The 25,391-nt window shown below is 64.5% G+C and carries 21 protein-coding genes; 7 read left to right on the top strand and 14 right to left on the bottom strand.

Annotated elements, in window-relative coordinates:
- Positions 1–43: 43 nt before the first annotated feature.
- From BLJ79_RS21290 to BLJ79_RS21275, 4 genes are all read right to left on the bottom strand, one after another.
- Positions 44–721 carry a DUF1028 domain-containing protein gene (locus BLJ79_RS21290; protein ID WP_071216816.1) on the bottom strand — a complete coding sequence of 226 codons (678 nt, stop codon included), beginning with the start codon at positions 719–721 and terminating at the stop codon, positions 44–46.
- A 30-nt stretch (positions 722–751) separates the two neighbouring features.
- On the bottom strand, positions 752–2,236 hold the full coding sequence (locus BLJ79_RS21285) for a 4-hydroxyphenylacetate 3-hydroxylase family protein (RefSeq protein WP_071216815.1): 1,485 nt from the start codon (positions 2,234–2,236) through the stop codon (positions 752–754).
- A gap of 47 nt (positions 2,237–2,283) precedes the next feature.
- Positions 2,284–2,868, bottom strand: a complete 585-nt coding sequence (locus tag BLJ79_RS21280; protein ID WP_071216814.1) for a flavin reductase family protein — start codon at positions 2,866–2,868, stop codon at positions 2,284–2,286.
- Between the two features lie 129 nt (positions 2,869–2,997).
- Positions 2,998–3,933 carry a LysR family transcriptional regulator gene (locus tag BLJ79_RS21275; protein ID WP_071216813.1) on the bottom strand — a complete coding sequence of 312 codons (936 nt, stop codon included), beginning with the start codon at positions 3,931–3,933 and terminating at the stop codon, positions 2,998–3,000.
- Positions 3,934–4,059: 126 nt separating this feature from the next.
- On the opposite strand from BLJ79_RS21275, the gene BLJ79_RS21270 reads away from it, so the two are divergent.
- The 3 genes from BLJ79_RS21270 to BLJ79_RS21260 are packed head-to-tail and all read left to right on the top strand — an operon-like array spanning position 4,060 to position 7,664.
- Positions 4,060–5,220, top strand: coding sequence for a M20 family metallopeptidase (locus BLJ79_RS21270; RefSeq protein ID WP_071216812.1), 1,161 nt, complete (start codon positions 4,060–4,062; stop codon positions 5,218–5,220).
- Positions 5,221–5,258: 38 nt separating this feature from the next.
- Positions 5,259–6,131 carry an ABC transporter substrate-binding protein gene (locus tag BLJ79_RS21265; protein WP_083411535.1) on the top strand — a complete coding sequence of 291 codons (873 nt, stop codon included), beginning with the start codon at positions 5,259–5,261 and terminating at the stop codon, positions 6,129–6,131.
- A complete protein-coding gene (locus BLJ79_RS21260; RefSeq protein ID WP_217641951.1) occupies positions 6,132–7,664 on the top strand; it encodes an amino acid ABC transporter permease/ATP-binding protein in 1,533 nt (510 codons plus the stop codon).
- A 97-nt stretch (positions 7,665–7,761) separates the two neighbouring features.
- Here the strand turns inward: BLJ79_RS21260 and BLJ79_RS21255 are convergent, their stop codons facing one another.
- The 3 genes from BLJ79_RS21255 to mmsB form a co-directional block, all read right to left on the bottom strand.
- On the bottom strand, positions 7,762–8,745 hold the full coding sequence (locus BLJ79_RS21255; RefSeq protein WP_286135843.1) for a quinone oxidoreductase family protein: 984 nt from the start codon (positions 8,743–8,745) through the stop codon (positions 7,762–7,764).
- Positions 8,746–8,868: 123 nt separating this feature from the next.
- The gene (locus BLJ79_RS21250) at positions 8,869–10,377 is read right to left on the bottom strand and encodes a CoA-acylating methylmalonate-semialdehyde dehydrogenase (protein WP_071216811.1); all 1,509 of its coding nucleotides are present in this window, start codon (positions 10,375–10,377) and stop codon (positions 8,869–8,871) included.
- Positions 10,378–10,380: 3 nt separating this feature from the next.
- The gene (gene mmsB / locus BLJ79_RS21245; RefSeq protein WP_071216810.1) at positions 10,381–11,301 is read right to left on the bottom strand and encodes a 3-hydroxyisobutyrate dehydrogenase; all 921 of its coding nucleotides are present in this window, start codon (positions 11,299–11,301) and stop codon (positions 10,381–10,383) included.
- 132 nt (positions 11,302–11,433) lie between these two features.
- On the opposite strand from mmsB, the gene BLJ79_RS21240 reads away from it, so the two are divergent.
- A complete protein-coding gene (locus BLJ79_RS21240) occupies positions 11,434–12,312 on the top strand; it encodes a LysR family transcriptional regulator (protein ID WP_071216809.1) in 879 nt (292 codons plus the stop codon).
- 68 nt (positions 12,313–12,380) lie between these two features.
- On the opposite strand, the gene BLJ79_RS21235 is transcribed toward BLJ79_RS21240, so the two are convergent.
- From BLJ79_RS21235 to BLJ79_RS21205, 7 genes are all read right to left on the bottom strand, one after another.
- Entirely contained in the window at positions 12,381–13,778 is a 1,398-nt protein-coding gene (locus BLJ79_RS21235) for an MFS transporter (protein ID WP_071216808.1), read from the bottom strand.
- Between the two features lie 300 nt (positions 13,779–14,078).
- On the bottom strand, positions 14,079–14,876 hold the full coding sequence (locus tag BLJ79_RS21230; protein ID WP_071216807.1) for an IclR family transcriptional regulator domain-containing protein: 798 nt from the start codon (positions 14,874–14,876) through the stop codon (positions 14,079–14,081).
- Between the two features lie 119 nt (positions 14,877–14,995).
- On the bottom strand, positions 14,996–15,667 hold the full coding sequence (locus tag BLJ79_RS21225) for a 3-oxoacid CoA-transferase subunit B (RefSeq protein ID WP_071216806.1): 672 nt from the start codon (positions 15,665–15,667) through the stop codon (positions 14,996–14,998).
- Positions 15,667–16,338 carry a 3-oxoacid CoA-transferase subunit A gene (locus BLJ79_RS21220; RefSeq protein ID WP_071216805.1) on the bottom strand — a complete coding sequence of 224 codons (672 nt, stop codon included), beginning with the start codon at positions 16,336–16,338 and terminating at the stop codon, positions 15,667–15,669. Before BLJ79_RS21220 ends, BLJ79_RS21225 begins: the two co-directional genes overlap by 1 nt.
- Before the next feature lie 61 nt (positions 16,339–16,399).
- On the bottom strand, positions 16,400–17,611 hold the full coding sequence (locus BLJ79_RS21215) for a thiolase family protein (RefSeq protein WP_071216804.1): 1,212 nt from the start codon (positions 17,609–17,611) through the stop codon (positions 16,400–16,402).
- A 470-nt stretch (positions 17,612–18,081) separates the two neighbouring features.
- Positions 18,082–19,965 carry a BCCT family transporter gene (locus BLJ79_RS21210; RefSeq protein WP_071216803.1) on the bottom strand — a complete coding sequence of 628 codons (1,884 nt, stop codon included), beginning with the start codon at positions 19,963–19,965 and terminating at the stop codon, positions 18,082–18,084.
- A 673-nt stretch (positions 19,966–20,638) separates the two neighbouring features.
- Positions 20,639–21,571: a LysR family transcriptional regulator gene (locus BLJ79_RS21205; protein WP_071216835.1), complete on the bottom strand. Its 933-nt coding sequence runs from the start codon at positions 21,569–21,571 to the stop codon at positions 20,639–20,641.
- Between the two features lie 160 nt (positions 21,572–21,731).
- On the opposite strand from BLJ79_RS21205, the gene BLJ79_RS21200 reads away from it, so the two are divergent.
- The 3 genes from BLJ79_RS21200 to BLJ79_RS21190 form a co-directional block, all read left to right on the top strand.
- Positions 21,732–23,036, top strand: coding sequence for an aromatic ring-hydroxylating oxygenase subunit alpha (locus BLJ79_RS21200; protein WP_071216802.1), 1,305 nt, complete (start codon positions 21,732–21,734; stop codon positions 23,034–23,036).
- Positions 23,037–23,173: 137 nt separating this feature from the next.
- A complete protein-coding gene (locus tag BLJ79_RS21195) occupies positions 23,174–24,550 on the top strand; it encodes a ferredoxin reductase (RefSeq protein ID WP_286135857.1) in 1,377 nt (458 codons plus the stop codon).
- 318 nt (positions 24,551–24,868) lie between these two features.
- On the top strand, positions 24,869–25,391 hold a 523-nt coding region (locus tag BLJ79_RS21190), incomplete at its 3' end, for an alcohol dehydrogenase catalytic domain-containing protein (RefSeq protein WP_175475564.1).

Here is a 25,391-nt window from a genome sequence, read left to right as displayed (position 1 = left end):
GGGGGTGGGTCCCAAACTGCTTCCCGGGACCCACCCTGGTTTTCTACAAGTCGCCCGGAACTCCATAGGAGGGGGCAAGAGACGGATTCAACGCCCGGGATCGATACGCTTCCTTCTCGGGAGCCCACCGTTCCCAAAGTTCCTCTAGTGCCCCAATGGGATCTTCCTCGTCCCAGTCAACGCGCAAATCGGTAGAAGCCCAGCTGTGTTCATCAACAACCACTAGGCCAGCCGAATGTACCGGGCCTTCCTCTCCGCCGGCGTTGACACCGGCGACCAGGCCGTCAAGCAACCGTCGCTCGAATGCCTCGGCAGCCGAGTTCTGATAGGCGGCCATGATGGCATTGGGCACTTCCTCGTCGGAAAGCAGATTGCCGGCCGCCACGGCTCCACCGCGCGCGACGACCCGATTGGTGCCCAGTGTTCCCTCGCCCGAAAAGGAGGCCGTGTTGCCCCGGGAATCGACGACCGCAACCTGCCGATACGAAATATGCTCCGCGTCCAGCGTCACCCGATCCAGTGCCTCCTGGGCACTTGAACCGGCGGCAAGGGCCTGCAGGATGAGGTCACCGAGCCCCGGGTCGGTCACGTTCTGGGACGCGACGCCGCCCACGCCTGCTCTCAGGTGGACGCACCGGGCGGCCACCGACGGGCTGGACGAAGTGACAACCATCCCGAATGCCCCGGTGAGCGGGTCACGGGCAACCAATGAAAATGTCATCTCAATTATCCTTTCTGCTGTCTCGCCGGATCACACGCGGCTGGCGATCTTGGCGGCGTCCTGGTCCGCGGTGATCCGGTCCGACAGATCCGCTGCCTTGCGCACTAGATCCAGCGGCCCTTCGAAGTCGAAGTTCCGGTAGATGGCACCGAGCTGGGCGAAGGGCGGAGACTGGGCAAAGAGCTGGAAGGTCAGTCGGTGCCCTGCGTAGTCGCTGTTGAGCAGGTCGCGAGCGAAGGCCAACAGCTTTCGACGGTCCTCGGCAATCCAGTTTTCGTTGACGTTGTAGTACTTTTCCAGCCAGTCCTTGGTTTCCGGGTGCTCGAACGACGCTGCATCGGGAGTAATGCAGATTTGGCCACCGCAGAGCTCGCGGGCAATGTGCATCATCGCCGGGAGTTGCGACAAGGCGGTCACCCGGCCGGTGTAGAGCAACGACTGGTTCGGCATGAGCAGCCCGCCCGGGCTCGTTTCCGCCATGGCAATGGACGCGGTCAGGTGCGCGTTGATGTTCTCGCGGTAGCAGGCCAGCTGGGCCAGCTTTTCCTGGACTGCCGGCTGCTTTTCGAGCCCTGTCTGCTTAATGTTCCAGAGGGCTGCGCCGATCATCAGGTCGGCGAGGTGCTGTGTGCGCTGCACGAACGGGAAGGCGCTGTAGCGGTGGAGCGTGGAGCGAATAAATGCTGCCGCACGCGTGTGCCTGTAGAAGAGGACGTCTTCCCAGGGAATTTCCACGTCGTCAAAGATGACCAGCGACTCCACTTCGTCCACCCTGTTGGACAGCGGGTAGTCACGTGCCGGCGCGCGACCGGCGAACCCGGTGCGGGAAATGAACTTCAGTCCCGGGCTTGAAAGGTTGGCAACGAATCCGACAGCGTAGTTGGACAGCTTGTCGTTGCCCCAGTTGGCTATCGTAGGCTTCGTGAACGCTTGATTGGCATACGCCGCGGCAGTTTCGTATTTGGCTCCCCGAACGACAATGCCGTTGTCGGTTTCGCGGACCACATGGAGCAGCATGTCGGGGTCCTGGTCCTGGGGCGCCTTCGAGCGATCGCCCTTGGGATCGGTGTTCGCCGAAATGTGGAAGGTGTCGGCCGTGATGGTCTGCTGGATGTGCCGTCGAATATTGTCCGAGAAACGCGGATCCACTTCGTTGAGCACGTCTTGTCCATCGAACAGCGACCACATTTCACCGATGGTCTCATCGCCAACCCGCGTGACGACGCCTCCTGCCTCGCGCTGAGTCAGGTCAACCGCACGTCGCTTGTCCCACCAGTCTTCCTGCGTCCGCGGGAGCCGGTTGCCGATGGCATTGAGCTCGCCGCTCGTTTCGTCGACGTACGTCATGGTCGGCTGAGTGGATTCTTGATGTGCGAGATCGAAGATCATGGCACGCTGATCGACGATCGGCTTGAACATTGGATGCGTGGTCACGTCCTCGACTTTCTCGCCGTTGACGTAAACCTTCCGTCCGTCCCGAATGGAATCGCGGTACTCTTCACCAGTACGAAGCATCTGCCTCACCTTTCTTGCAGGAAAATTAGTTGGATACTGCTTGCGCTCTAGCGCACCGGGCCGGAACCCGGGTATTCAGGAAAAACCGAGGGTTCGACCGGCTCCGGCTTGCCGTAGGTCCGGGCGTGATAGGTCAGCGGTTCGCCCTGTTGGCCGCCGACTGCGGTGACGTTTCCGAAGTACACGTAATGCGTGCCGCATTCGACGACTTGGCGCAGAGTGCAGTCAAACGACGCCAGCGCATCCACGAGGGTGGGGCTACCGGACGGCAACGGCGTCCATTCACCGCAGGTAAAGTCCCAGCGTTCCTTACCCGGCCAGGGGCGACCGGCGAATGTGTCGGCGACGTGGTCGTGTTGCCGACCCAGCAACGACACCGAGAAGACCCCGTGCTTGACGATCGCTTCGTTGAGCGGGCTCTTGCGGTTGACACACACCAGAAGGGTGGTCGGGTCGGCCGTCACCGAGCACATGGCACTGACCGTCTGGGCAAACCTGCCGCTGGCGCCGTCCGTACCGACAATCGTCACGCCGGTAGCGGCTCGACCCATTGCTTCGATGAACGCGTTCCGCAATGCCTCCGGATCGTTCTTGAGGCCAACGGTGAAAGATGGCTTAACTGACGTAGACATTGGTTCAACCTCCTTGGATCGACCGAAGTTGAGTCGGTCTGAAATGTTCACAAGATCAGTCTGTGATCCAAGTCGCATTTGAACAAGCAGATTATTTAGTAGCTATCCATCTAATAAATTGATACCTCGTTATCCCAGGTCATGCATGGTGGCAAACTGCGCAAGACTGTTTTCAACCTGCTCCATGAACGCGCGGACGCGAAGTGTTGGTTTCGCCCTGGCCAGGTGGACCGTGGCAATTCCCAAGGGTGGAATGTCGGCCGCGATCTCCCGCGTGGCAACCTGCAGCCCTTCATAGCTCATGGAAATAGCGGTCCTCTGACTCAAGATCGAGTACCCGAGTCCGCGAGCAACGAGTGCGCGGACCATTTCAAAACTTGTCGTCTGAAAGCGCACCGTCGGCTCCAGCCCCTCCAACTGGAAGAAGGAAAGGAAGTACTCCCCGCCCGGGGCAAGGTCGAAAAGGATCATCGGCTCGGGAGCCAACTCCCGAAGCGAAACCCGCCGGCGCTCAGCCAGCGGGTGATCGACGGGCAAGATCACATACGGCCTGGAAGCGTAGACCCTTGTCATGGCAAAGGCCCCGGATTGCCTGAGTTCATGCAGTTGGTAGTCATAAACGATGATCAGGTCCAACGCCCCGCTTGCCAGCGAATCCGCCAGAGTCTGCTGGTTTCCCTCGAGAAAGGAAAGCTCCACCCTGGGGTGGCGGCGAAGGAATTCATCGATGACCATCGGCAGGAGAACCGGCGCCAAGGAGGAGTAGCATCCAACGCGGAGCTTGCCGGCGATCGATTCAACGCTCGTACGCGCAGACTCGTGCATCTCCTCAACACCCATGATGATCCGCCGGCTGTCCGCCACGACCTCCTGCCCGACCGCGGTGAGACTCATCCCGCGGGGATGGCGTACAAACAACTGCGCACCCAGCGATTGCTCAAGGTCGGCAAGCGCGGTCGAGACAGCCGATTGGCTGAGGTAGAGCTTTGCCGCGGCACCAGTAACGCTTCCGGCCTCCGCCGCCGCCAGCAGGTACTCAAGCTGCTTCAGTGTTATGTCTGCCATCGCTTTTTTCGATACCTYCCTTCTAATTCATGTGATATACAGCACATGGAAAGTGTTGCATAGTTTTCTCAACGTCAGGGTCTGCAATCGGTGAGGCACCGATGGACCAGCACTAAGGGAGAACCAATGACAGAGCTCAGCGCTGACATTCAGCTGCTTCAGGATGTACTTTCCATCGACTCAACATGGGGAAATGAAACGCCGCTGGCCGAGTACATGGCCCAGCAGATGCGGGAGTGGGGCGTAGATGAAGTGGAACTCGTCGAGTCCATGCCCGGGCGCTACTCCGTCGGCGGACGCATCAGGGGAAGTGGCGGTGGCAAGTCGCTCCTTCTAAACGGCCATATCGACACCTACGAGGCGTCACCCGACTGGACAAAGGACCCATTCGCGGGAACCATCGAGGGCGGTCGCATTTATGGGGCAGGCATTGCCGACATGAAGGCAGCAACGACCGCGGGTCTCGCGGTCATGCGCCGAATCGCCGCCTCCGGGAAGCGGCCCAAGGGCGACGTTGTTTTCCAGGGCGTTTCCTGCCATTTTGAGGGAGGGGTGGGTACCCGATCCCTGCTTGAAGCAGGGTTTACGGCTGACGCAGGCATATGCGGCGAACCCACCGACAACACGATCGGCACGGTTCACCGGGGCGCCGCCTACTTGAAGGTCACGACGCATGGAAAGCAAGCACATACGTCGGCCAAGGAACTTGGTCTCAACGCCATTGAAACCATGGAGCCCGTCCTTGTCGGCATGAGGCAGTTCGAATCCGAGATGCCCTATGTGCCTCATCCCGAACTCCCTGGCGGCCCCAAGCTCAACATTGGCACCGTCAGGGGAGGAACCAAGCACAATCAGGTTCCTGACAGGTGTGAAATGACCTGTGACATCCGCTTGCTGCCAAGCCAGGATCCGTACGACGTGCGCGATCAGGCAGAGAGCATGATCTTGAAGCTCGCCGAAACCGACCCTCGCATTGATGCCACGGTCGAATTCAGTGAGCACTGGCTCTCCGGGCCTCGTCTGCCATATGAAATCGACAAGGACAGCCCCATTGCGCGGACCGTTGCAAGCGCAATGGAAAGCATCGGAACCCAGCCGGTCTTTGAGGGAATTCCCTTCTGGACCGATATGGTTCCGCTCCACCAGGCCGGCATTCCCTCCGTGAACATCGGTCCTGGAACGCCTCCCTACTCTTGGGCAGACGAATGGGTGGAACTGGCGAAATACGAAGAAATTATCGAAATCTACGCCGCGGCGGTTGCCGACTGGTGCAACCAGAGCGCCTAGCATCAATCGGCGCCATAACTCATATCTAGGAGCACATCATGGGCAAGAACATTCGCAGGACTCTCGTCGGCTGCGCAGCCATCGCATCTCTCATGTTGACTGGATGCGGCGGCTCCGGCAACGCCAGTTCCTCCTCGTCGGAAAAAGTCCCGGAAGCCAAGGTCTCCACGAACAATGCAGGCATCCTCAATGTAGGTGTCGACCTCACGTACCCGCCATACGACATGCTCAAGGACGGCAAGCCGGCCGGATTCGACGTTGAATTCATGAATGCCGTCGCCGAAAACCTGGGCCTCAAGGCACAGTACACAGATACCCGATTTGCACAGATCGTTGCGGGCATCAAGTCCAACCGCTACGACGTGATCGCCTCCACGCTCTACATTTCCGCGGCACGTGCCAAGGAAGTCGACTTCGTTCCCTACTTCCAAACCGGCAACTCGATCATCAGCCGCGTTGACGGAGAAAAATACCTGACTGCCCAAGATCTCTGCGGGAAAACCGTTGGAGTCGTGACGGCCACTGTCATCGCCAGCATCATGCCGAACGACGAAAGTGAAAAGTGCAGGGAAAACGGCAAGGGTGCCATCACCGTCAAGGAATTCCCCACGGACCCCGAAGCAACCCAGGCCCTTCTGGCCAATCAGGTCGATGCACAAATGACAGATGGCGCGGTGGCCAAGATTGCCGTGGAGAAATCCCGCAATCGGCTGGAACTGACCAGCCAGGAGCTGATCTATCCCATCGCGGTGGGCATCGGGGTCAGCAAGGGAAATGCCGAAATGCAAGAGGCCGTATCCGCCGCCATCGAGTCCATGAAGGCCGACGGAAGCTACGACAAGCTCCTGGCTTCCTACAACCTCGAGCCGGTCGACCCCGAAGTCCTCAAAGAATCATTGAACCGGAAATAGGTGATCACAGTGGTATTTGATTGGGGATACACCTTCTCATTGTTCCTGGATCCCGACCTTTGGAAGGGAGCCGGCGTCGTTGTCGCCCTGGCCGTGTTGTCATGGGTTATCGCAAATGTCGCCGGCATCGGGTTGGCCCTCATGCGAGAGTCGCGCAAGAAGGCTCTCAATGTCGTCGCAGGCCTCTACATCTGGCTGTTCCGTAGCCTGCCGTTGCTCGTCCTGCTGGTCTTCGCCTACAACATCCCGCAGGTCTTCCCGGCGTCACAGGTCGTCTTGGGCTCGTCCTTCAATGCGGCCTTGATCGCCATGGTCCTTCATGAAGCTGCCTACATGGCAGAGATCCACCGCGGCGGCTTGCTGTCGGTCGGACTTGACCAGCGCGAGGCAGCCAAGGCCTTGGGGCTTAAGTACGGACAGTTCCAGCGGCGGATCGTCCTGCCGCAGGCATTCAGGATTGCCCTTCCCACCTTGGGCAACGAGTTCATTTCGATCTTGAAGCTGACTTCGCTCGCAAGCGTCATTTCGCTTCCCGAGATCCTGTTGGTTGGACAGCGTCTCTTCACCCAGAACTTCCTGGTGTTGGAGACTCTGACAGCGGTCGCCGCGTACTACGTCCTTCTCGTGACCGTCTTCGACCTGATGCGCGCGGCACTGGAACGCAAGCTGGATGTGACTCGCCGCCACACCAAGTTGGAAGGCGGCCCTGCCGAGATCGAAGAGCACACCATGCGAATTCGCGATCGTCATCCCCATACCGGGGACAAGGTGGTTCGCGCCGAATCCGTGACGAAGACCTTCGGTGAGAACCAAGTCCTCAAGGGAGTGGACCTGGATGTTCACCGCGGAGAAGTGGTCGTGGTCATTGGTCCCTCCGGCTCGGGAAAGACGACCCTTGTGCGTACGCTAAACCACTTGGAACCCCACGACGGTGGCCAAATTGTGGTCAACGGCGAAACCATCGGATACCGGATGGAGAGCGACGGCCGAAGGCTTCCATTGGGCGATACCGCCATGGCCAAACAACGGTCGAATATCGGTATGGTCTTCCAGCGATTCAATTTGTTCCCGCATCTCAGCGTGCTGCAGAACGTGACATTGGCGCCCGTCCAGGGAAAGCTCATGACGCAGGAGGAAGCGGACAACTACGGGCGAGAACTCTTGAAGCGCGTCGGCATGGGGCAGCATGGTTCCAAGTACCCGCACCAGCTCTCGGGCGGCCAGCAACAGCGCGTGGCAATCGCCAGGGCGCTCGCGATGAAGCCATCGGTCATGCTGTTCGACGAACCAACGAGCGCACTTGACCCCGAGTTGGTGGCGGAGGTCCTGGACGTCATCGCAGGACTCGCCAACGATGGAATGACCATGGTCATTGTCACCCACGAGATGAAACTGGCACGCGACGTCGCCGACTGGGTTGTCTTCATGGAAGAGGGCAATGTCGTTGATGCCGGATCGCCGGAGCACATTTTCGGACCGGACGGCTGTGATCGCGTCCAGCGATTCGTCAAGCACGTCTCCGCAGGGGTCTAACGGTAAATGGCAACGGCGGGTGGGTGGTGCAGCCAAAAGGCGGCACCACCCACCCGCCGTTAATCCGTGGACCGATATCCCCGGCGGGTGCATTTCACTATGACGAATGCACCAGCACGACCTTGCCGGTGGTCCGGCGGGACTCGAGCGCGGTGAAGGCCTGGACGGCCTGCGTGATGTCGTAGTGCGTCACGGGCGGGACGCTGATGGCCCCCGTGGCGATCCAGCCAAAGAGGTCGGAGGCGCGGCGGGAGATTTCCTCCGCCGTGCGCACATGGTGGCTTACCGTTGGCCGGGTCACGGCGAGGGAGCCCAAGCCGGCCAGCGAGTTCACGTCCAGGGGCGGGATCGGGCCGCTGGCCGCGCCGATCGCGACCAACATGCCTCGTATTCGCAGGGCGCGCAGGCTCTCGGCGAAGGTCGCCTGGCCGACCCCGTCGTAGACGACCGAGGCACCCTCCCCGCCGGTGAGCCCGCGGACGTTTTCGGCAAACCCGTCGTAGCCGATGACGTGGTCGACCCCGTTGGTCCGTGCCGCGTCTTCCTTGGCCGGGGAGGAAACCGTCCCGATGACCCGAGCACCCTTCAGCTTGGCCAGTTGCGTCAGCCACTGCCCCACCCCGCCGGCGGCCGCATGGATCAGGACGGTGTCGTCCGGACCCAGTGCATAGGTGTCGTGGGACAGGTAGTGGGCCGTGAAACCCTGCATCAGGGCCGCCACGGCGGTGAAATCGTCGATGCCCTCGGGGATCGCCACCACCTGTGGGGCTTCGACCACCGTGAACTCCGAGAAACTTCCCTGGCCCCCGGCAAGCCAGCCCACGCGCTGGCCTTCGGCGAAGCCGGTCACCTCCGTGCCCAGGGCAGCGATGACGCCGACGCCCTCGACACCCGCGCGGAACGGGGCCTGCAGCGTGGTTGCCCCGTTGCGTTGGGCGACATCGAGGTAGTTCACCCCGGCGACGGACAGTTTCACCAGGACCTGGCCCGCCTCGGGTGCCGGGCGCGCAACGCGCCGGAATTCAAGGTTTTCCGGGCCTCCGTGTGCGGAAACCACTACCGCGTTCATTGTCTCGGGCATGGCACTTCATCCTGTCCTGGCATTGCTGAAATGTGGTTCAGTGTATGGTTCCGCTCCGCATCCCCGGGCCGGGGCCGTCGGCAAGCACGCAGGCCGCCGACGACTCCGGGGAGGGATCCCTGCTCAGTGCGTGGGGAAGCCCAGCTCGATCTGCGATTCKCTGGGGTCGGGCCAGCGGCTGGTGACGACCTTGCGCCGCGTGTAGAAGTTGAAGGACTCCGGGCCGTACATGTGGGTGTCGCCGAAGAGCGAGTCCTTCCATCCGCCGAAGCTGAAGGCGCCGATGGGCACCGGGATCGGCACGTTGATGCCCACCATGCCGACCTCGATGTCGAACTCGTATTCGCGGGCGGTCTTGCCGTCGCGGGTGAAGACCGCCGTGCCGTTGGCGAAGCGGTTGGAGTTGATCAGTTCGACGGCCTCCGCGTAGTCCTGAACGCGCACCACGGCCAGGACGGGTCCGAAGATCTCCTCGTCATAGACCCGCATGCCGGGCTTGACGTGGTCGATGAGCGAGACCCCGATGAAGAAGCCGTTGGAGTCAAAGCGCTGCTCGCGGCCATCGACCAGCACCGCGGCGCCCTCTTCCTGGGCCGAGGCGATGAATCCTGCCACGCGGTCCCGCGAGGCGGCGGTGATCAGCGGCCCCATCTCCGAGTCAGGGTCCGTGCCGTCGCCGACCACCAGGCCGGGTATGCGCGCGGAGATCTTGGCGACGAGTTCATCGGCGATGGTGCCGACCGCCACCACGACCGAGACGGCCATGCAGCGTTCCCCGGCCGAGCCGTAGGCACCGGAGATCGCCGCATCGGCGGCGGCGTCGAGGTCCGCGTCGGGCATGACGACCATGTGGTTCTTGGCGCCACCGAGCGCCTGGACCCGCTTGCCGTTGGCCGCGGCGGTGGAATACACGTACTTGGCGATCGGCGTGGAGCCGACGAAGGAGACGCCGGTGATCCCGGGGTTTTCCAGGATCTCGTCGACGGCTTCCTTGTCCCCGTGCACGACGTTCAGGATCCCGGCGGGCAGGCCCGCCTCCTCGAAGATCGCGGCGATCCAGTTGGCCGCCGAGGGGTTGCGCTCGCTGGGCTTGAGGATCACCGCGTTCCCGGCGGCGATGGCGGTGGTGATCATCCACAGCGGGACCATGGCGGGGAAGTTGAACGGGGTGATGCAGGCGACCACGCCCAGGGGCTGCCGGGTCTGGTGCACGTCGACGCCGGTGGCAACCTGTTCGGCGTACTCGCCCTTGAGGTGGTGCATCAGCCCGGTGCAGAAGTCCACGTTCTCCAGGCCGCGGACGATTTCCCCGTCCGCGTCGGAGAGGACCTTGCCGTGCTCGGCGGTGATGATGGCGCCGAGTTCGCCGCGGCGCTCGTCGATGAGCTGGCGCACCTTGAAGAGGATCTGGCTGCGCTTGGCCAGGCCGAGCCGGCGCCAGCCACGCTGGGCGGCCGCAGCGGTCTGCACCGCATCGCGCACGGTCTGCGCGCTTGCCAGGGCGACCTGGCCGGTTTGCTCACCGGTTGCCGGGTTGTAGACCGGGCCGAAGCGTTCGGAGTCGGTGACGGACGTGCCGCCGATGCGGTGGCCGATGGTGGACACGGTCAGGTGTTCAAGGGTCTGCGACATGGGTTAGTTCTTCTCCTGGGTGTAGCCGGCAACGGTGCCGTCGGGCGAAACGTTCTTGACGATCAGCGAGCAGTCCTTCTCCCCGAGCCCCTCGGCAATCAGCGCATCAAAGTGCTCGCGCGCGAGGGTCGCGGCGGGGAGCTTGACCCCGGTCATCTCCCCGGCGTCCAGGGCCAGGCCCACGTCCTTGCGGGCGAGGTCCACCCGGAAGGTGGCGTCGAAGTTGTTGTTGGCCGCCGCACTGTCGATGACCCCCGGCACCGGGTACCAGGTCTGCTGCGCCCAAGAGCGTCCGGAGGAGACCGAGGCGATCTCCCAGAAGACCTTCGGATCCAGCCCGAGCTTTTCGGCCAGCTGGGAACCCTCGGCCGAGGCCATCAGGTCGATGAAGAGCATCATGTTGTTGCAGATCTTCGCGGCGATGCCCGCCGTCGCTGCGCCCGCGACGATGGTCTTTCCTGCCATGGGCTCGATGTGCCCGACGGCCTCGGCGGTGTGCTCGGCCAGTCCCCCGACCATGAAGGCCAGGGTTGCCGCGGCGGCTCCGGAGATCCCGCCGGAGACCGGGGCGTCGACGAACTTCAGGCCGCGGGCACTGGAGCCATCGTGGCAGAAGCGCGAGGTTTCGATGTCGACCGTCGAGCTGTCCAGCAGCAGGGTGTCGGCGCTGGCGTGGGCCCAGATCCCGTTCTCGCCCTCGTACACGGCGCGGACGTGTTCGCCCTTGGGCAGCATGGTGAAGACCGCGTCGGATCCCTGCACCGCCTCGGCGATACTGCCGGCGATCTCGACGCCGCGCTCCTTCGCCGCGATGCAGGCGTCCGGGTTCAGGTCGTAGCCCTTGACCTGGTGCCCGGCCGCCACGAGATTCGCGGTCATCGGACCGCCCATGTTCCCGAGTCCGATCCAGCCGTAAACTGCCATGATTCCTCCTGTGCCGTTCCCTGCCCGCTCGGGCCGTGATAGGCACCACACTAGGTGCGAATATCCTCGCGTTCAACGCACATCACGGACCCACGTTTGCACCATTCATGTGCATCAACGCACAATGAGTGCATGGAACGCAGCATCGACCACCACCACCTGGAATCCCTAATCACCTTTCTCTCGGTGGCGCGGCTCGGGCGCTACACCGCGGCCGCCGACGTGCTGGGAGTCAACCACTCGACCGTCTCGCGCCGCATTGCAGCTCTGGAGAAGGCCATGGGAGGCCGGGTGCTCACGCGCACGCCTTCCGGCTGGGAGGTCACGGACCTGGGCCGGCGGGCCCTGGGCGCGGCCGAGGAGATCGAACGGGCGGTCGCGGGACTCACCGAGACGCGGACCAGCGGTGAGCTCGCCGGGACCGTCCGCATCGGCGTGCCCGACGCCTTCGCCGCGCATTTTGCGACCCCGGCCATGGCTGCACTGCAGCGCCGGCACCCGCGGCTGGCCGTCGAGCTCATGAGCGCCACCCAGCGCGCCCGGCAGACCCGTTCGGGCGTCGACCTGGAAGTGGTCGTGGGCAAGCCCCATGTGCACAAGGCGGTGGCCACCGAGCTGCTCACCTACCACCTGGGGCTCTACGCCTCCCTCGAGTACCTGGAACTGCACGGGGAACCGCAGGCCATTGCCGAGCTCGTGTCGCACCGGCTGAACTACTACGTGGAATCCGCACTGACCATCGACGAGCTGGACAGCGCGACCGAGTCGCTGCCGCCGATGCCCCGGGGCATCACCTCCACCAGCGTGTTCTCGCACATCGCGGCGACCAAGGCCGCAGCCGGGATCGGGATCCTGCCGGATTTCCTGGCCGACCTCGAGCCCGACCTGGTACGCCTGTTGCCCGGCGACTACGCGCACGCCGCCACCTACTGGGTGGTGGGACGCGAGGAGGCACTGCGCAACCCCGCGGTCCAGGCGGCCGTTGCCGCAATGGCGGAGGCCGCAGCGTAGGACACCGGGCACGCACATGCCCGGGGGGGCCGGCGACCGCCGCTCCCCCGGGCATGGTTGCCACGCGGCTACTTCACGCTGTCGCGTGCGGCGGCCTCCGTTGCCTCGGTGTTGATGACGATCGTCCGGGCCCGGTCGGCCTCGTCGATGTCGTGCAGGGAAATGCCATTGGTTTCACGCATCGAGTACACGACGGCCAGGGTGATGATGGCCGCGATGCCGATGTAGATGGCCACCGGCACCCACGACCCGTAGATGCTCAGCAGGAAGGTGGCGATGATCGGCGCCATCGAGCCGGCCACGATCGAGGTGACCTGGTAGCCCAGGGAGACCCCGGAATAGCGCATGCGGGTCGGGAACATCTCGGCCATGATGGCCGGCTGCCCGGCGTACATCAGGCCGTGGACCAGCAGGCCCGCCACGACCACCAGCAGGATCACGAAGTCGTTCTGCGTGTTGAACAGCGGGAAGGCCACAAAGCCCCAGACCAGCATCAGCGAGGCGCCCAGCGCGTACACCGGCCGGCGGCCCAGCTTGTCCGTGTAGCGGCCGATCACCGGAACCACGGCAAAGTGGATCGCGTGCGCCACCAACATCAGCATCAGGATGGTCGAGGTGTCCATCTTCAGCTGGGTCTTCAGGTAGGTGATCGAGAACGTCACCACCATGTAGTAGAGGATGTTCTCGCCCAGCCGCAGGCCCATGGCGGTGAACACGCCGCGCGGGTAGCGACGGAAGACCTCGGCCACGCCGTATCCGGCCTCCGCGTTCTGCTCCAGCTCGGCCTTGGCCTCCTGGAAGATCGGGGCGTCGGAAATCCGGGTGCGCACGTAGTAGCCCACCGCGACGATCACCACCGAGAGCCAGAAACCAATGCGCCAGCCCCAGGCCAGGAAGGCCTCCTCGGACAGCGTCGAGGAAAGCACCAACAGCACAATGGTGGCGAGCAGGTTGCCTGCCGGCACCGCCGCCTGCGGCCAGGATGCCCAGAACCCGCGTTCCTTGTCGGGCGCGTGTTCGGCAACCAGGAGGACAGCTCCACCCCATTCGCCGCCGACCGCGAAGCCCTGGAAGAAGCGCAGGATAACCAGTAGCACCGGTGCCGCATAGCCGATGGCATCGAACGTCGGCAGGCAGCCCATGAGGAACGTGGTGACACCCACCAGAACGATGGCGACCTGCAGCAGGTGCTTGCGGCCGTACTTGTCGCCGAAGTGCCCAAAGACGATGCCACCGATGGGCCGGGCAATGAAGCCGACGGCGTAGGTCAGGAACGCCTTGATGATGTTGTCCAGCTCGTTCGCCGCTTCGGGGAAGAAGATCTTGTTGAAGACCAGCGTTGCCGCGGTCGCATACAAGAAGAATTCGTACCACTCGACGACCGTACCGGCCATCGAGGCGACAACGACGCGCTTGAGTCCCTTGCGTTCCTGAATGCTGGTGCTGCTGGAGTTGGATGAAGCCACTTTCAACCTCCGGGGTCCATGGATGGCACCTGGGGCAATTGCCGCCTGCCGATCACCCCATGAGTATGACCCGGATCACAGAAATCGTGAAGGGCTTCCATTGGCATCTCGGGCAGCCGTTTGTGCACATGGCTCGTGCGGCAACGCACGCCTCCGAGGAAGGTTGCCAACCCGGCGGCATGCTTCCGGCCCTTGTTGCCGCCGACGAACCGACCCAAGTCACAGGAATATTCGCGGCACAATGCCACCGGGCGGCTGGATGGACTCGGCGAAGTTCGCCCGGAACCCCGGCGGTTCCTCCTAGCGGCTCGCGGCCAGCGCGTCCTGGACCTGCGCTGCGGCCTGCTGCAGCGCCGGAAGCACCGCATCGGCGGCTTCCTGCGCGCCGGTGTGCGACGCCGGGCCCACGCTCATGGACACGTTCATGGCCGCGGCGATGCTGCCGTCGGGGCTGAACACCGGGACGGCGACCGAGCGCAGCCCGATCTCCAGTTCCTGGTCGACGATCGCGTAGCCCCGGGCCCGAACCCGTTCCAGTTCGGCCCGCAGCTCTGCGACGGTGCCGATGCCGTGCCCGGTCGGGCTCGGCATGCCGCCTTCCAGCAGTTGTTCCAGCACCCCGGGCGCCTGGTAGGCCAGCAGCACCCTGCCCATCGAGGTGTTGGTCGCCGGGAACCTGGTGCCCACCGAGATCCCCACGCGCATGATCGAGCGGGTGTGCACCCGGGCGATGTAAAGGATCTGGGCGCCCTCGAGCACCGAGGCTGAGGCCGACTCGTGGACCTTCGAGGAAAGTTCCTCGAGCACAGGTTCCATGAGCTGGGGCAGGGTGGCACTGGAGAGGTAGGAGTAGCCCAGCTGCAGGACCTTGGAGGTCAGTTCGAAGAACTTGCCGTCCGAACGCACGTAGCCCAGTTCCTGCAGGGTCAGCAGGAAGCGGCGGGCCGTGGCCCGGGAGAGGTTCACGCGCTTGGCGACCTCGCTCAGGGTCATCGAGGGGTGCTCGGCGTCGAAGGCGCAGATGACGTCCAGGCCGCGGGCCAGGGACTGGACCGAGGTCGAACCGCCCGCGGACGGGGTGCCGGTTTCCTGGCTCATCTGATCTTGCTCCTACGGGGGTTATGCCTATAAATAGCTGTGCCCGCGCGTGCATGTGCGCGGGCGACGGGGGTGCGGCCGACGGGAAAACCCGCAAGCCGCACCCACCAATGTACTGCCTAGGCGGCCTTCACCAATTCCACCGGCAGGCGCTCGGCGAGCTCCTCGAAGGTGATGCCGTGCGTGGAGCGCACGGTGACGGTGCCGTCGGCCAGCTCGAAGATGGCCGACTCGGTGTAGATGCGCGAGACGCAGCCCAGCCCGGTGACCGGGTAGGTCAGGGCCTCGACCAGCTTGGATTCGCCGGTCTTGGTGAACAGGCCCATCATGACCCAGGTGGCCTTGGCGCCGATGGCCAGGTCCATGGCCCCGCCCACGGCCGGGATCGCGCCCGGGGCGCCGGTGTGCCAGTTGGCCAGGTCGCCGCCGCCGGAGACCTGGAAGGCACCCAGGACACAAACGTCCAGGTGTCCGCCGCGCATCATCGCGAACGAGTCCGCATGGTGGAAGTAGCTGGCTCCGGGCAGTTCTGTAACCGGGATCTTGCCGGCGTTGATCAGGTCCTCGTCGATGTCATCGCCGGTGGCGACCGGGCCCATGCCCAGCATGCCGTTCTCGGTGTGCAGGGTGACGCCCTGTTCGGCGGTGAGGAAGTTGGAGACGTTGGTCGGCTGGCCGATGCCCAGGTTCACGAAGGCGCCGGCCGGGATGTCGGCGGCGACGATCTTGGCCATCTCGTCGCGGGTCAACGCGGCGTCGGTGGTGGTGAAGGTGGTGGTTTCGGTGCTCATTAGTTGTTGCCTCCGATGGTGACCAGGGTATCGACGAAGATACCGGGGGTGATGACGTTTTCCGGGTCCAGCGAGCCGGTGGAGACGATCTCGGAAACCTGCACGATGGACTGCTTGGCTGCGGTGGCCATGATGGGACCGAAGTTCCGTGCGGTCTTGCGGTAGACGAGGTTGCCCAGTTCGTCGGCGCGCAGCGCCTTGATCAGTGCAAAGTCGGCGTTGATCGGGGTCTCGAGCACGTAGCCCTTTCCGTCGATCACGCGGGTCTCCTTGCCCTCGGCCAGCATGGTTCCGTAGCCGGTGGGGGTGAAGAACCCGCCGATGCCGGCACCGGCCGCACGGATGCGCTCGGCCAGGTTGCCCTGCGGGACCAGCTCGAGCTCGAGCTCGCCGGCGCGGTAGGCCTCGTCGAAGTGCCATGAGTCGGATTGGCGCGGGAAGGAGCAGATGACCTTCGCGACGCGGCGTTCCTTGATCAACAGCGCCAGGCCGGCATCGGCCTGGCCGGCGTTGTTGTTCACGACCGTGAGGTTGGTGGCGCCGCAGTCCATGAGCGCGTCAATCAGTTCCATCGGCTGGCCGGCGTTGCCGAAGCCGCCGATCATGACGGTTGCCCCGTCGTGGATGTTTGCCACTGCTTCTGCAGCGGTGGCGGCGATGCGTGGTGCCATCGTGGGTTTCTCCTTAAGTCTGGTTTCGAAACCACCGGGGGTTCAAATCCCCCGAGGGTGATTAGGCGGTGGCGTTCGGGTTTTCCAGCACGACCGCCAGGCCCTGGCCGACGCCGATGCAGATCGCCGCCACGCCCCAGCGCTGGTTGTTCTCCTGCAGGCGGCGGGCCAGGGTGCCCAGGATGCGCAGGCCGGAAGCGCCCAGCGGGTGGCCGATGGACAGTGCGCCGCCCCAGGCGTTGACGATTGAAGCGTCGATGCCCCAGGCGCGGACGCAGGCCAGCGACTGGGCGGCGAAGGCCTCGTTGAGCTCGACCGCGGCGACGTCCGACCAGGAGATGCCGGCCTTGGCCAGCGCCTTGTTGGCGGCCTCGACCGGGGCGAAGCCGAAGTACTGCGGGTCCAGGGCGGAGGAGGCGCGGCCGGCGATGCGGGCCAGCGGCGCGGTTCCCAGCAGCTCGCCACCGCGCTCGGAGCCGATGAAGGCCGCCGAGGCGCCGTCGTTCATCGGCGAGGCGTTGCCGGCGGTGACGGTTCCGGTGGCGGCGTCGCGGAAGACGGTGCGCAGCCCGGCGAGGGTCTCGGCGGTGGTGCCGGGACGGATGGTTTCATCCATGGTCACCTCGGTGCCGCGCTTGTTGGCCGGGGGAACCGCGACCACGAGGTTGTTGTACTTGCCATTGGCCCAGGCCTCGGCCGCGAGCTTGTGCGAGAGTGCGGCGAACTCGTCCTGGTCTTCGCGGGTGACCTCGTACTTTTCGCGCAGCTGCTCGGTGGCCTCGCCCAGGGACACGGTCCATTCCTTGGGCATGGCCGGGTTGACCAGGCGCCAACCCAGGGTGGTGTTGGCCAGTTCGAGGTTGGCCATCGGGAAGGGGCGCTCGGTCTTGGGCAGCACCCACGGGGCGCGGCTCATGGATTCGACGCCGCCGACCAGGACGAGGTCCGCGTCGTCCGTGTTGACCTGGCGGGAGGCGGCGATGGCCGCATCCAGAGAGGAACCGCAGAGGCGGTTCATCGTGGTGCCGGGCAGCGAGGTGGGCAGGCCGGCCAGCAGGGTGGCCATGCGGGCCACGTTGCGGTTTTCCTCGCCGGCACCGTTGGCGTTGCCGAAGATCGATTCGTCGATGGAGGCCGGATCCAGCTGCGGTGCGCGGGCGACGAGTTCGCGGACCACGTGCGCGGCCAGGTCGTCGGGGCGGTGGGAGGAAAGGCTTCCGCCGATCTTGCCGAAGGGGGTGCGGATCGCGTCGTAGAGGTACGCCTGCTTCATGGTGTGGGGTCCTGGCTTCCTGATCTGAAATGTTCGCATCGCGAACGCTTGTTCACTAAATGAACTTTATCAGTTTGCCGCAGGCCGGACAAGGGGTCTGCCGCGGGATTGGTGCCCGGCCGGGGAATCGACGTTCCAACCCGTCGGGCCTCCGGCTCCGGGCCTTGGAGCAAAGGTGAACGCGGGAAGCGACGCGCCCGGAAGGACCCGGTCGCCGAATGAACGACGGTCCGGCCAGCGCGGCGTAGGACTCCATCCGGTTGGAACCGTCAGGACCGGCGTGATGGGCCGCGCAGCCCGGCACTGATGGAATCGGTCTGCCGCTTGACATGCCCCGCTTAAACGGGTCTGCCCCAAGCCATGTGCTGGATGGCTCGGGGCAGCAGGAACGTCCCGGGGCATGGGCCCGAGAAACGACCCTAGCGCGGCAGCGGGCCGCGGGCCCGTGGCACGCGGACCGCTGCGGGTCTTCAGTCGTCGGCGCACTTGGCCGGACAGCGGTCCTCGGATTCACAGGCGTCGGTGCAGTCGTGCTTGGTCACCAGCTCGAAGGGCACCCCGCCGTGTTCGTCCACGGCGGTGCGGATGGCCCTCTCGACCACCGAGTCGGCCAGCTTCTTGCGCAGCGCCAGCGGGTCGCGGCGCAGGTCCTTGACCAAGGCAATGCACAGGATGAACATGACGACCGCGAAGGGCAGCGCGGAGACGATGGTGATGTTCTTCAGCCCGTTCAGCGCCTGCCCGGGGTTGTTCCCCCCGGCCAGCAGCATGGTCGCCGCCACCGCCCCGGTGAGCACTCCCCAAAAGACGACCACGCGCTTGGAGGGGTGCATGTGCCCGTTGGTGCTCAGCGAGCCCATCACGATCGAGGCGGAGTCGGCCCCGGTCACGAAGAAGATGCCCACCAGCACCATGGCCAGGATGGCAATGGCCAGGGTGATGCCCGGGGAGGTGCCCAGGTGCTGGATCAAGTCGAACATCGCGCCCTCGAAGTCGATGGACGGTTCCCCGTTGACCATTTCGACCATCGAACCGGTGGCCCCGTTGGAGGCTTCCGCCTTGAGCTGGACGTTGAAGGCGGCCCCGCCGAAGATCGAGAACCAGATGACGGAGACCAGGGACGGAACCAGCAGCACGCCGGTGACGAACTGGCGGATGGTGCGCCCGCGGCTGATCCGGGCGATGAACATGCCCACGAACGGGGCCCAGGACACCCACCAGGCCCAGTAGAAGATGGTCCAGCTCGACATCCACTCGCGCACCGCTTCGTCGCCGGCAGCCTCGGTGCGCGAGGCCATCGAGGGCAGGTCGCGTACGAAGTCGCCGATGGCCGAGGGCACCAGATTGAGGATCAACAAGGTGGGGCCCAGCACGAAGACGATCACGGCCAGCAGCAGGGCCAGGACCATGTTGATGTTGGAGAGCCACTGGATGCCCCGGGAGATCCCCGAGACCGCGGAGAGCACGAAGCAGATGGTCAGCACCGCGATCACCACGACCAGCACCGGGGAGGCCACATGGCCGACCCAGCCGTTGAATTCGATGCCGCTGGCAATCTGCATGGCACCGAGACCCAGGGAGGCGGCGGTGCCGAAGAGCGTGGCGAAGATGGCCAGGATGTTCACGATCTTGCCGACGGGCCCGTCGACGCGCGGACCAAACAAGGAGGTGAAAGCCGAGGAGATGAGCTGGCGGCGCCCCAACCGGAAGGTCGAATATGCCATCGCGATGCCCACCACTGCGAACATGGCCCAAGGGTGGAGGCTCCAGTGGAAGATGGAGGTGGCCATGGCCGTTTGGATGGCCTCGGGAGTGCTCCCGTCAACCGTTCCCGGGGGCGGAGAAACATAGTGGTAGAGCGGCTCGGCCACGCCATAGAAGACCAGGCCGATCCCCATTCCGGCGCTGAACATCATCGAGATCCAGGAGACGGTGCGGAATTCGGGCTTTTCCCCGTCGCGCCCCAGCGGGATGTTTCCGAAGCGTCCCAGTGCCAGCCAGAGCACGAAGATCACAAAGAAGGAGGCCAGCGAGACAAAGAACCACCCGGTGTTCTCGGTGACCCAGGACAGGGCCGCGGTGGAGGCAGACGAGAGCGAGGCGGTGTTGACCAGGCCCCAGGCCACGAAGGCCACGGCGAAGACACCGGCAACGCCGAAGGTCACCTTGTCCAGCCCCGCGGGAAGGCGGGTAATGCTCCGGGTGGCCGTTCGCTCCGATTCGCTGTCCTTCAGCTCCTGCAGGATCGCGGAATCGTCCGGGGGCCGGGACTCCACCCCCGGGCTCTCGACCGGACTCTCAAGCGGGCTCCCTTCCGGCTCATCGGAGAGGACTTCTTGGGTGTTCAAAGCCATGGAATATTCCTTTGCCTGGGGGATGCTGTGGGCGTGGTTGGACCACGGACGGCGTGCCCGCCGCCCTGCTCGGTTATGCCACGGGGCCGACACCCAACTGAAGTGGTGGCGGTTGCGTGGGCCCTTCGGACCTGCTGGCGCCGCGGATCATGGCGGCAGCCTCGGAGCGCGCTGGCGGATAGGCCGTGGAAGGGCCTACCCCGAAGGTGCGCAGGGTGGAATCCGAGATGCGCAGTCGGCATTCGACCCAGCGGTTGGCCGGCAAGACTTATTCGGTCAGGGCCGGCCTAGCGCATCGTAGACCCGGTCCTTTCCATACTGTGGTTCTGTTGGGAACGGGTGGACAGTGGTTCACATGGATCAACAGCAAGCGCTACGAGCAACAATCGTGGCGCACCTCACAAGGGAAAGTCAAGCGTCCCAAAAACCCCGGCACGCGCCCACCTGACGCGGCGGGGACTCCGGGCAATCGGGGCAGGTGGTTCGAAGGCGGTGAACTCGCGCCGCTTGGAGGCAAGCCTGGAAACGGGCATGGCGACCTCTCGAACCAGTGATCGGCCCGCGGTTTCGAGGACCGGCGCGGCGGCCTGCGTAGCAAGCGCTCGCGATGCAGGCGAGGTTATGGGAAGTGCCTGCCTGTGCCGCCGAACGACGGGTCGATGGACACGCGGCGTTACAGCTCGTCCTCGAGGCGCTCGGTGAGGATTCGCTTCGCCCGGTCCTGCAGGATCGCCAGGGAATCCTTGATCAGCGGCGAGCCGATGCTGCCCTTGCGAACGGCAGCAACGATCCTGCGCGAGGGTTTTCCCCTGCCCGAAATGGGCAGTCGGGTCACGTTCTCCGCGCTTCCCAGGGTGGCCAGCCGCGGCAACAGGCCGACCCCCAACCCGGCACCTACGAAGGCAATCTGGGTTTCCCACTCGACAGCCTCGTGGGCGATTCGCGGAGTCACCCCGACAGCGGTGAACGCCGCCGTAAACAGGGCGTGATAGGCGGATCCGGGGGCTTCGGTGATCCACGGGTCCGTTGCGAGCTCTTCGAGGGTCACCGTTTCCCGAGTGGCCAGCCGGTGGTCGGACGGGAGGATCACGTCGAGGGGGTCATTCAGCAAGGTGGTCTGTTCGAAGCGCTGGTCTTCGTCGGCGTGCATGTCGGACTGCATGGCCACGATGACGGCCAGGTCTATGCGCTCGGCGACCAGCAGGTCGAAGCATCGTGCCGGATTGGCCTCAAGCACCTGGACTTCGACCAGGGGGTGCACCGAGCGGAGCGTGGCGGCAAGCGGCGCCAGAAGTTGGGCGGCGGCGCTGGAAAAGCCCCCCAGCCCAAAATGGGCCTGCATCTGGCCTCCGGCCTCCATCGCCGCGGCCCGCAGGCGCTCCCATTCGGCAATCATCGGATCCGAGCCCGTCACCAGAAATCGTCCGGTCGCGGTCAAGCGCAGGCCCCGTCCGTCCTTCGTCAACAGCTGCAGTCCGAGCACGCGCTGCAGTTCCCGCAGCTGCGCGGATACGGCGGAAGGCGAGTATCCGGTGAGCTCCGCGGTGGCAGCGACGGTGCCGCATCGGGCAAACACCCGGAGCGTGGTGAGCCGTGAATCGATCATGCACCCATCCTGCACCATTCCCGGCGAAATCTTGCGCTTTTATTGCAGGTCATTCCTCCCTAATCTCATGACTACAACGCTTTCAACAGCACCGGCGCACCAAAAAGCTCGTAAGTTCCCGCGTATCCCACGCCTACCCAGCTCTTCGAGGAGTAAACAGATGTCTGCTTCAGTGACCGTGCCGATCAATTCACGCGGCAAGCTCGCTTCGCCATTGCCAGCTGAGCAGCTGGCGGAAATCACCGAACTCTTCGACCAGCGGCGGGAAGGCTACTCCCTCGACGCGCCGTTCTACACCAATCCGGCGATTTTCAAGCTAGACATGCAGGCCGTTTTCGGCCAACACTGGATCTTCGCCGCAAGTGTTGCCGAGCTCCCCGAGCCGGGGGACTACGTCACCGTCGACTACGGCCCCTACTCCTTGATCGTCCTGCGCAACGACGAGGGCGGCGTGAATGTCATGCACAACGTCTGCCGCCACCGCGGGGCCCGGGTCCTGACCGAATCGGCCGGGAGCACCGGCAACATGGTCTGCGGCTACCACTCCTGGACCTACTCCCCCAGCGGCGACCTGATCCATGCCTCAGCTCCCGGGGAAACCAAGTTCGACAAGAGCTGCTTCGGCCTCAAACGCGCCCACGGCCGCGAATACGCCGGACTCATCTTTGTCTGCATGGCGGACGAGCCGCCGGCCGATTTCGACGAAACGGCCAAGATCTTCGAGCCCTACCTGGCGCCGCACGACCTGGCCAAGACGAGGGTGGCCTACCAGCAGAACATCATCGAAGAGGCCAACTGGAAGCTCGTGATGGAGAACAACCGGGAGTGCTACCACTGCGACGGCCACCCGGAACTCGCCTGCTCCCTCTTCCCCACCTGGGGCCTGACGGAGGGCCTCATCCCGCCGCACCTCGAGGAGGTGTGGGACCGCAACACCGAGGCCCAGGCCGCGCTCGAAAAGCGCTGCGAGCGCTACGGCATTCCCTACAAGGTCGTCGAGGAGCTCGACACCCGCGTGGCGGGAATCCGGATCTCCCGCGAATCCCTCGACGGCGACGGCGAGTCGTTCTCGCCCGACGGCCACCGGCTCTCCAAGAAGCTGCTCGGGGACCTGCGCGACTTCCGCCTGGGCCGCTGCTCGATGCACCTGCAGCCCAACAGCTGGTTCCACTTCCTCGGCGACCACGTCGTCACATTCGCGGTATTCCCCGTCACCGAGCACCAGACCCTGGTGCGCACCACCTGGCTGGTGGCCGACGACGCCGTCGAAGGCGACGACTACGACCTGGAGAAGCTCACCCACACCTGGAAGCAGACCAACCTGCAGGACAAGGCGTTCGTCGAACTGTGCCAGAAGGGCGCAAACAGCCCCGCCTACGAGCCCGGCCCGTACATGAAGAGCGAATACCAGGTCGAGGCCTTCATCAATTGGTACGTCCAGCGGGTGCAGGAGCACCTGTCGTGACCATGACCATGACCGAGCCCACGACTGCGACCGAGACCATGAGCGAGCCCACGACAACCACCGAGATCACGACCGAGTCCACAACCACGACCATTACCGCGCCCCACCAGGAGCCACAGCGCATCCGCGGCCTGGAAATGCCGTGGAACCGGGTGCTGGGCAGCACCGAGGGACCGGCCAGTGCCGCGCGCGCCCTGGGCCCCTGGCATCCGCAGGAGTTCCTGGCCGAATGCGTCGAGATCGTTCCGGAGGTCGGCGGAATGCTGACCTTCGTGTTCCGCCGCCTTGACGGCGCGCCCCTGGCGTTCCGTCCGGGCCAATACGTGAACATCGCCTTTCCCGTGAACGGCGAGGGCGGGGACCCGATGGACCGCAGCTACTCCCTGTCCAGCTCGCCCACGAAACCCTGGACCTTCGACATCACGGTGAAGCGCGATCCCAAGGGCCGGGTCTCGCCGTGGGTGCACGAGAACATCGGACCCGGCACGGTGCTTGAAATGCTCGGACCCGTCGGCGCATTCCACTTGCCCGACGTCGACCGGCGGGCACGCTACCTCCTGCTGGCCGCGGGAGCCGGCATCACCCCCATCATGTCCATGCTGCGGACCATCCACTCACTGCCCGGACAGGCCGACGTGGTGGTGCTCTACCACGGGGCCGAGCCCGGAGGCTTCGCATTCCACCAGGAATTGGGCTACATCGCCACCGTGGATTCGCGCGTCACCGTCCATTTCTCCCTGGGCGACCGCAGCGCGCCCGCGGACTGGGCCGGCCTCACCGGCCGGCTGTCCACCGCGATGCTGGACGAGGTGGCGCCGGACGCCAACGGACGCCAGGTCTACGCCTGTGGCCCCGAGGGCTACCTGAACAACGTGTCCGAACTGCTCGCCGCGGTCGGGGTCGACGACACCTCCATCCACATGGAGTTCTTCTCAGGAGACCGCGAGACGACCCTGGAATACCAGGCAGAGGTCGCGTTGGCCGAGGAGATTGCGGAGGAAATCGCCGAGGAAATCGCCGATTCCGCGGAGGAGTACTACGAAAGCCAGCCTTCCGCCTTGGGCATGTACGAACCGGCCTACGACGACGAGGGTCCGCTGGAGGCCACGGGGCTGCTGCTCGAGGCGGCGGATCCCGACCTTGCCGAACCGGACCCCGTCGATTCCGAGGTCCCGGCGGCCGAAGCGGAACCCGAAGTAACAGCGGAGCCCTCCGCCCCGGACGTTTCGGCATTCGACACCGTCGGCACGGGAACCCTCACCCTGTCCTTTGTTCGCACGGGCCTCAACGTCCTGATCAATCCCGAGGAGAAGATCCTTGGCGTGGCCAAGCAGGCAGGCGTCAGGATCGGGGCGAATTGCCAGGAAGGCATGTGCGGTTCGTGCAAGGTCGTGAAGCTTTCGGGGGACATCGAGATGAACCACCAGGGCGGGATCCGGTCACGGGAGATCGAGGCCGGCAAGTTCCTGCCCTGCTGCTCCACGGCGTTGACCGACATGGTGATCGACGCCTAGCCACTGACAGTTGATCGGGGCAGGTCCGCACAAACCACCGCACAGGCCTGGTTTCACCTTGTGGACGAACGTCCGTGGCCGGGACGGCCACGGGTGGCGTTGCGGGCCCGGCGGGTTCGCCGGCGCACCTGCCGCTTTCGCCTCAATCCGCTTCTTCGGGCCCTCTTCGCCGCCTCATGCCACCCTCGGATGAATGCGCAACGAGCAGCAGCCGACGCAAAAGTCTTCACGGAAACTGACAATAACTATCTTCATAGGTAGTCTAGCGTGACAAGCATCACGACCAAGGTTTGACCGCCAACACATAGGAGCCATTCAATGTCAGGTAACAAAGCCGTCGCCTACAAGTCGCCGGGAATCGTCGAGGTCATCGACACCCCCTACCCCACCTTCGAACTGCAGGACGGACCCGGGGTGAACCCGTCCAACATCGGGCGCAAGGTCCCCCACGGGGCCATCCTGCGCACCGTGGCCACCAACATCTGCGGCTCCGACCAGCACATGGTCCGCGGCCGCACCACCGCCCCCGCCGGCCTGGTCCTGGGCCACGAAATCACCGGCGAGGTCATCGAAACCGGACCCGACGTCGAATTCCTCAAGGTCGGGGACATCGTCTCGGTCCCCTTCAACATCTCCTGCGGCCGCTGCCGCAACTGCAAGGAAGCCAAGACCGGCATCTGCCTGAACGTGAACCCCGACCGCCCCGGAAGCGCCTACGGCTACGTCGACATGGGCGGCTGGGTCGGCGGCCAGGCCGAATACGTCCTGGTCCCCTACGCCGACTGGAACCTGCTCAAGTTCCCCGACCGCGACCAGGCCCTGGAAAAGATCATGGACCTGA

The organism is Arthrobacter sp. UCD-GKA, from assembly GCF_001863355.1.
Classification (GTDB): domain Bacteria; phylum Actinomycetota; class Actinomycetes; order Actinomycetales; family Micrococcaceae; genus Paeniglutamicibacter.
The sequence above is the reverse complement of the archived record's forward strand: the minus strand, read 5'-3'. Positions and strand labels throughout refer to the sequence as shown.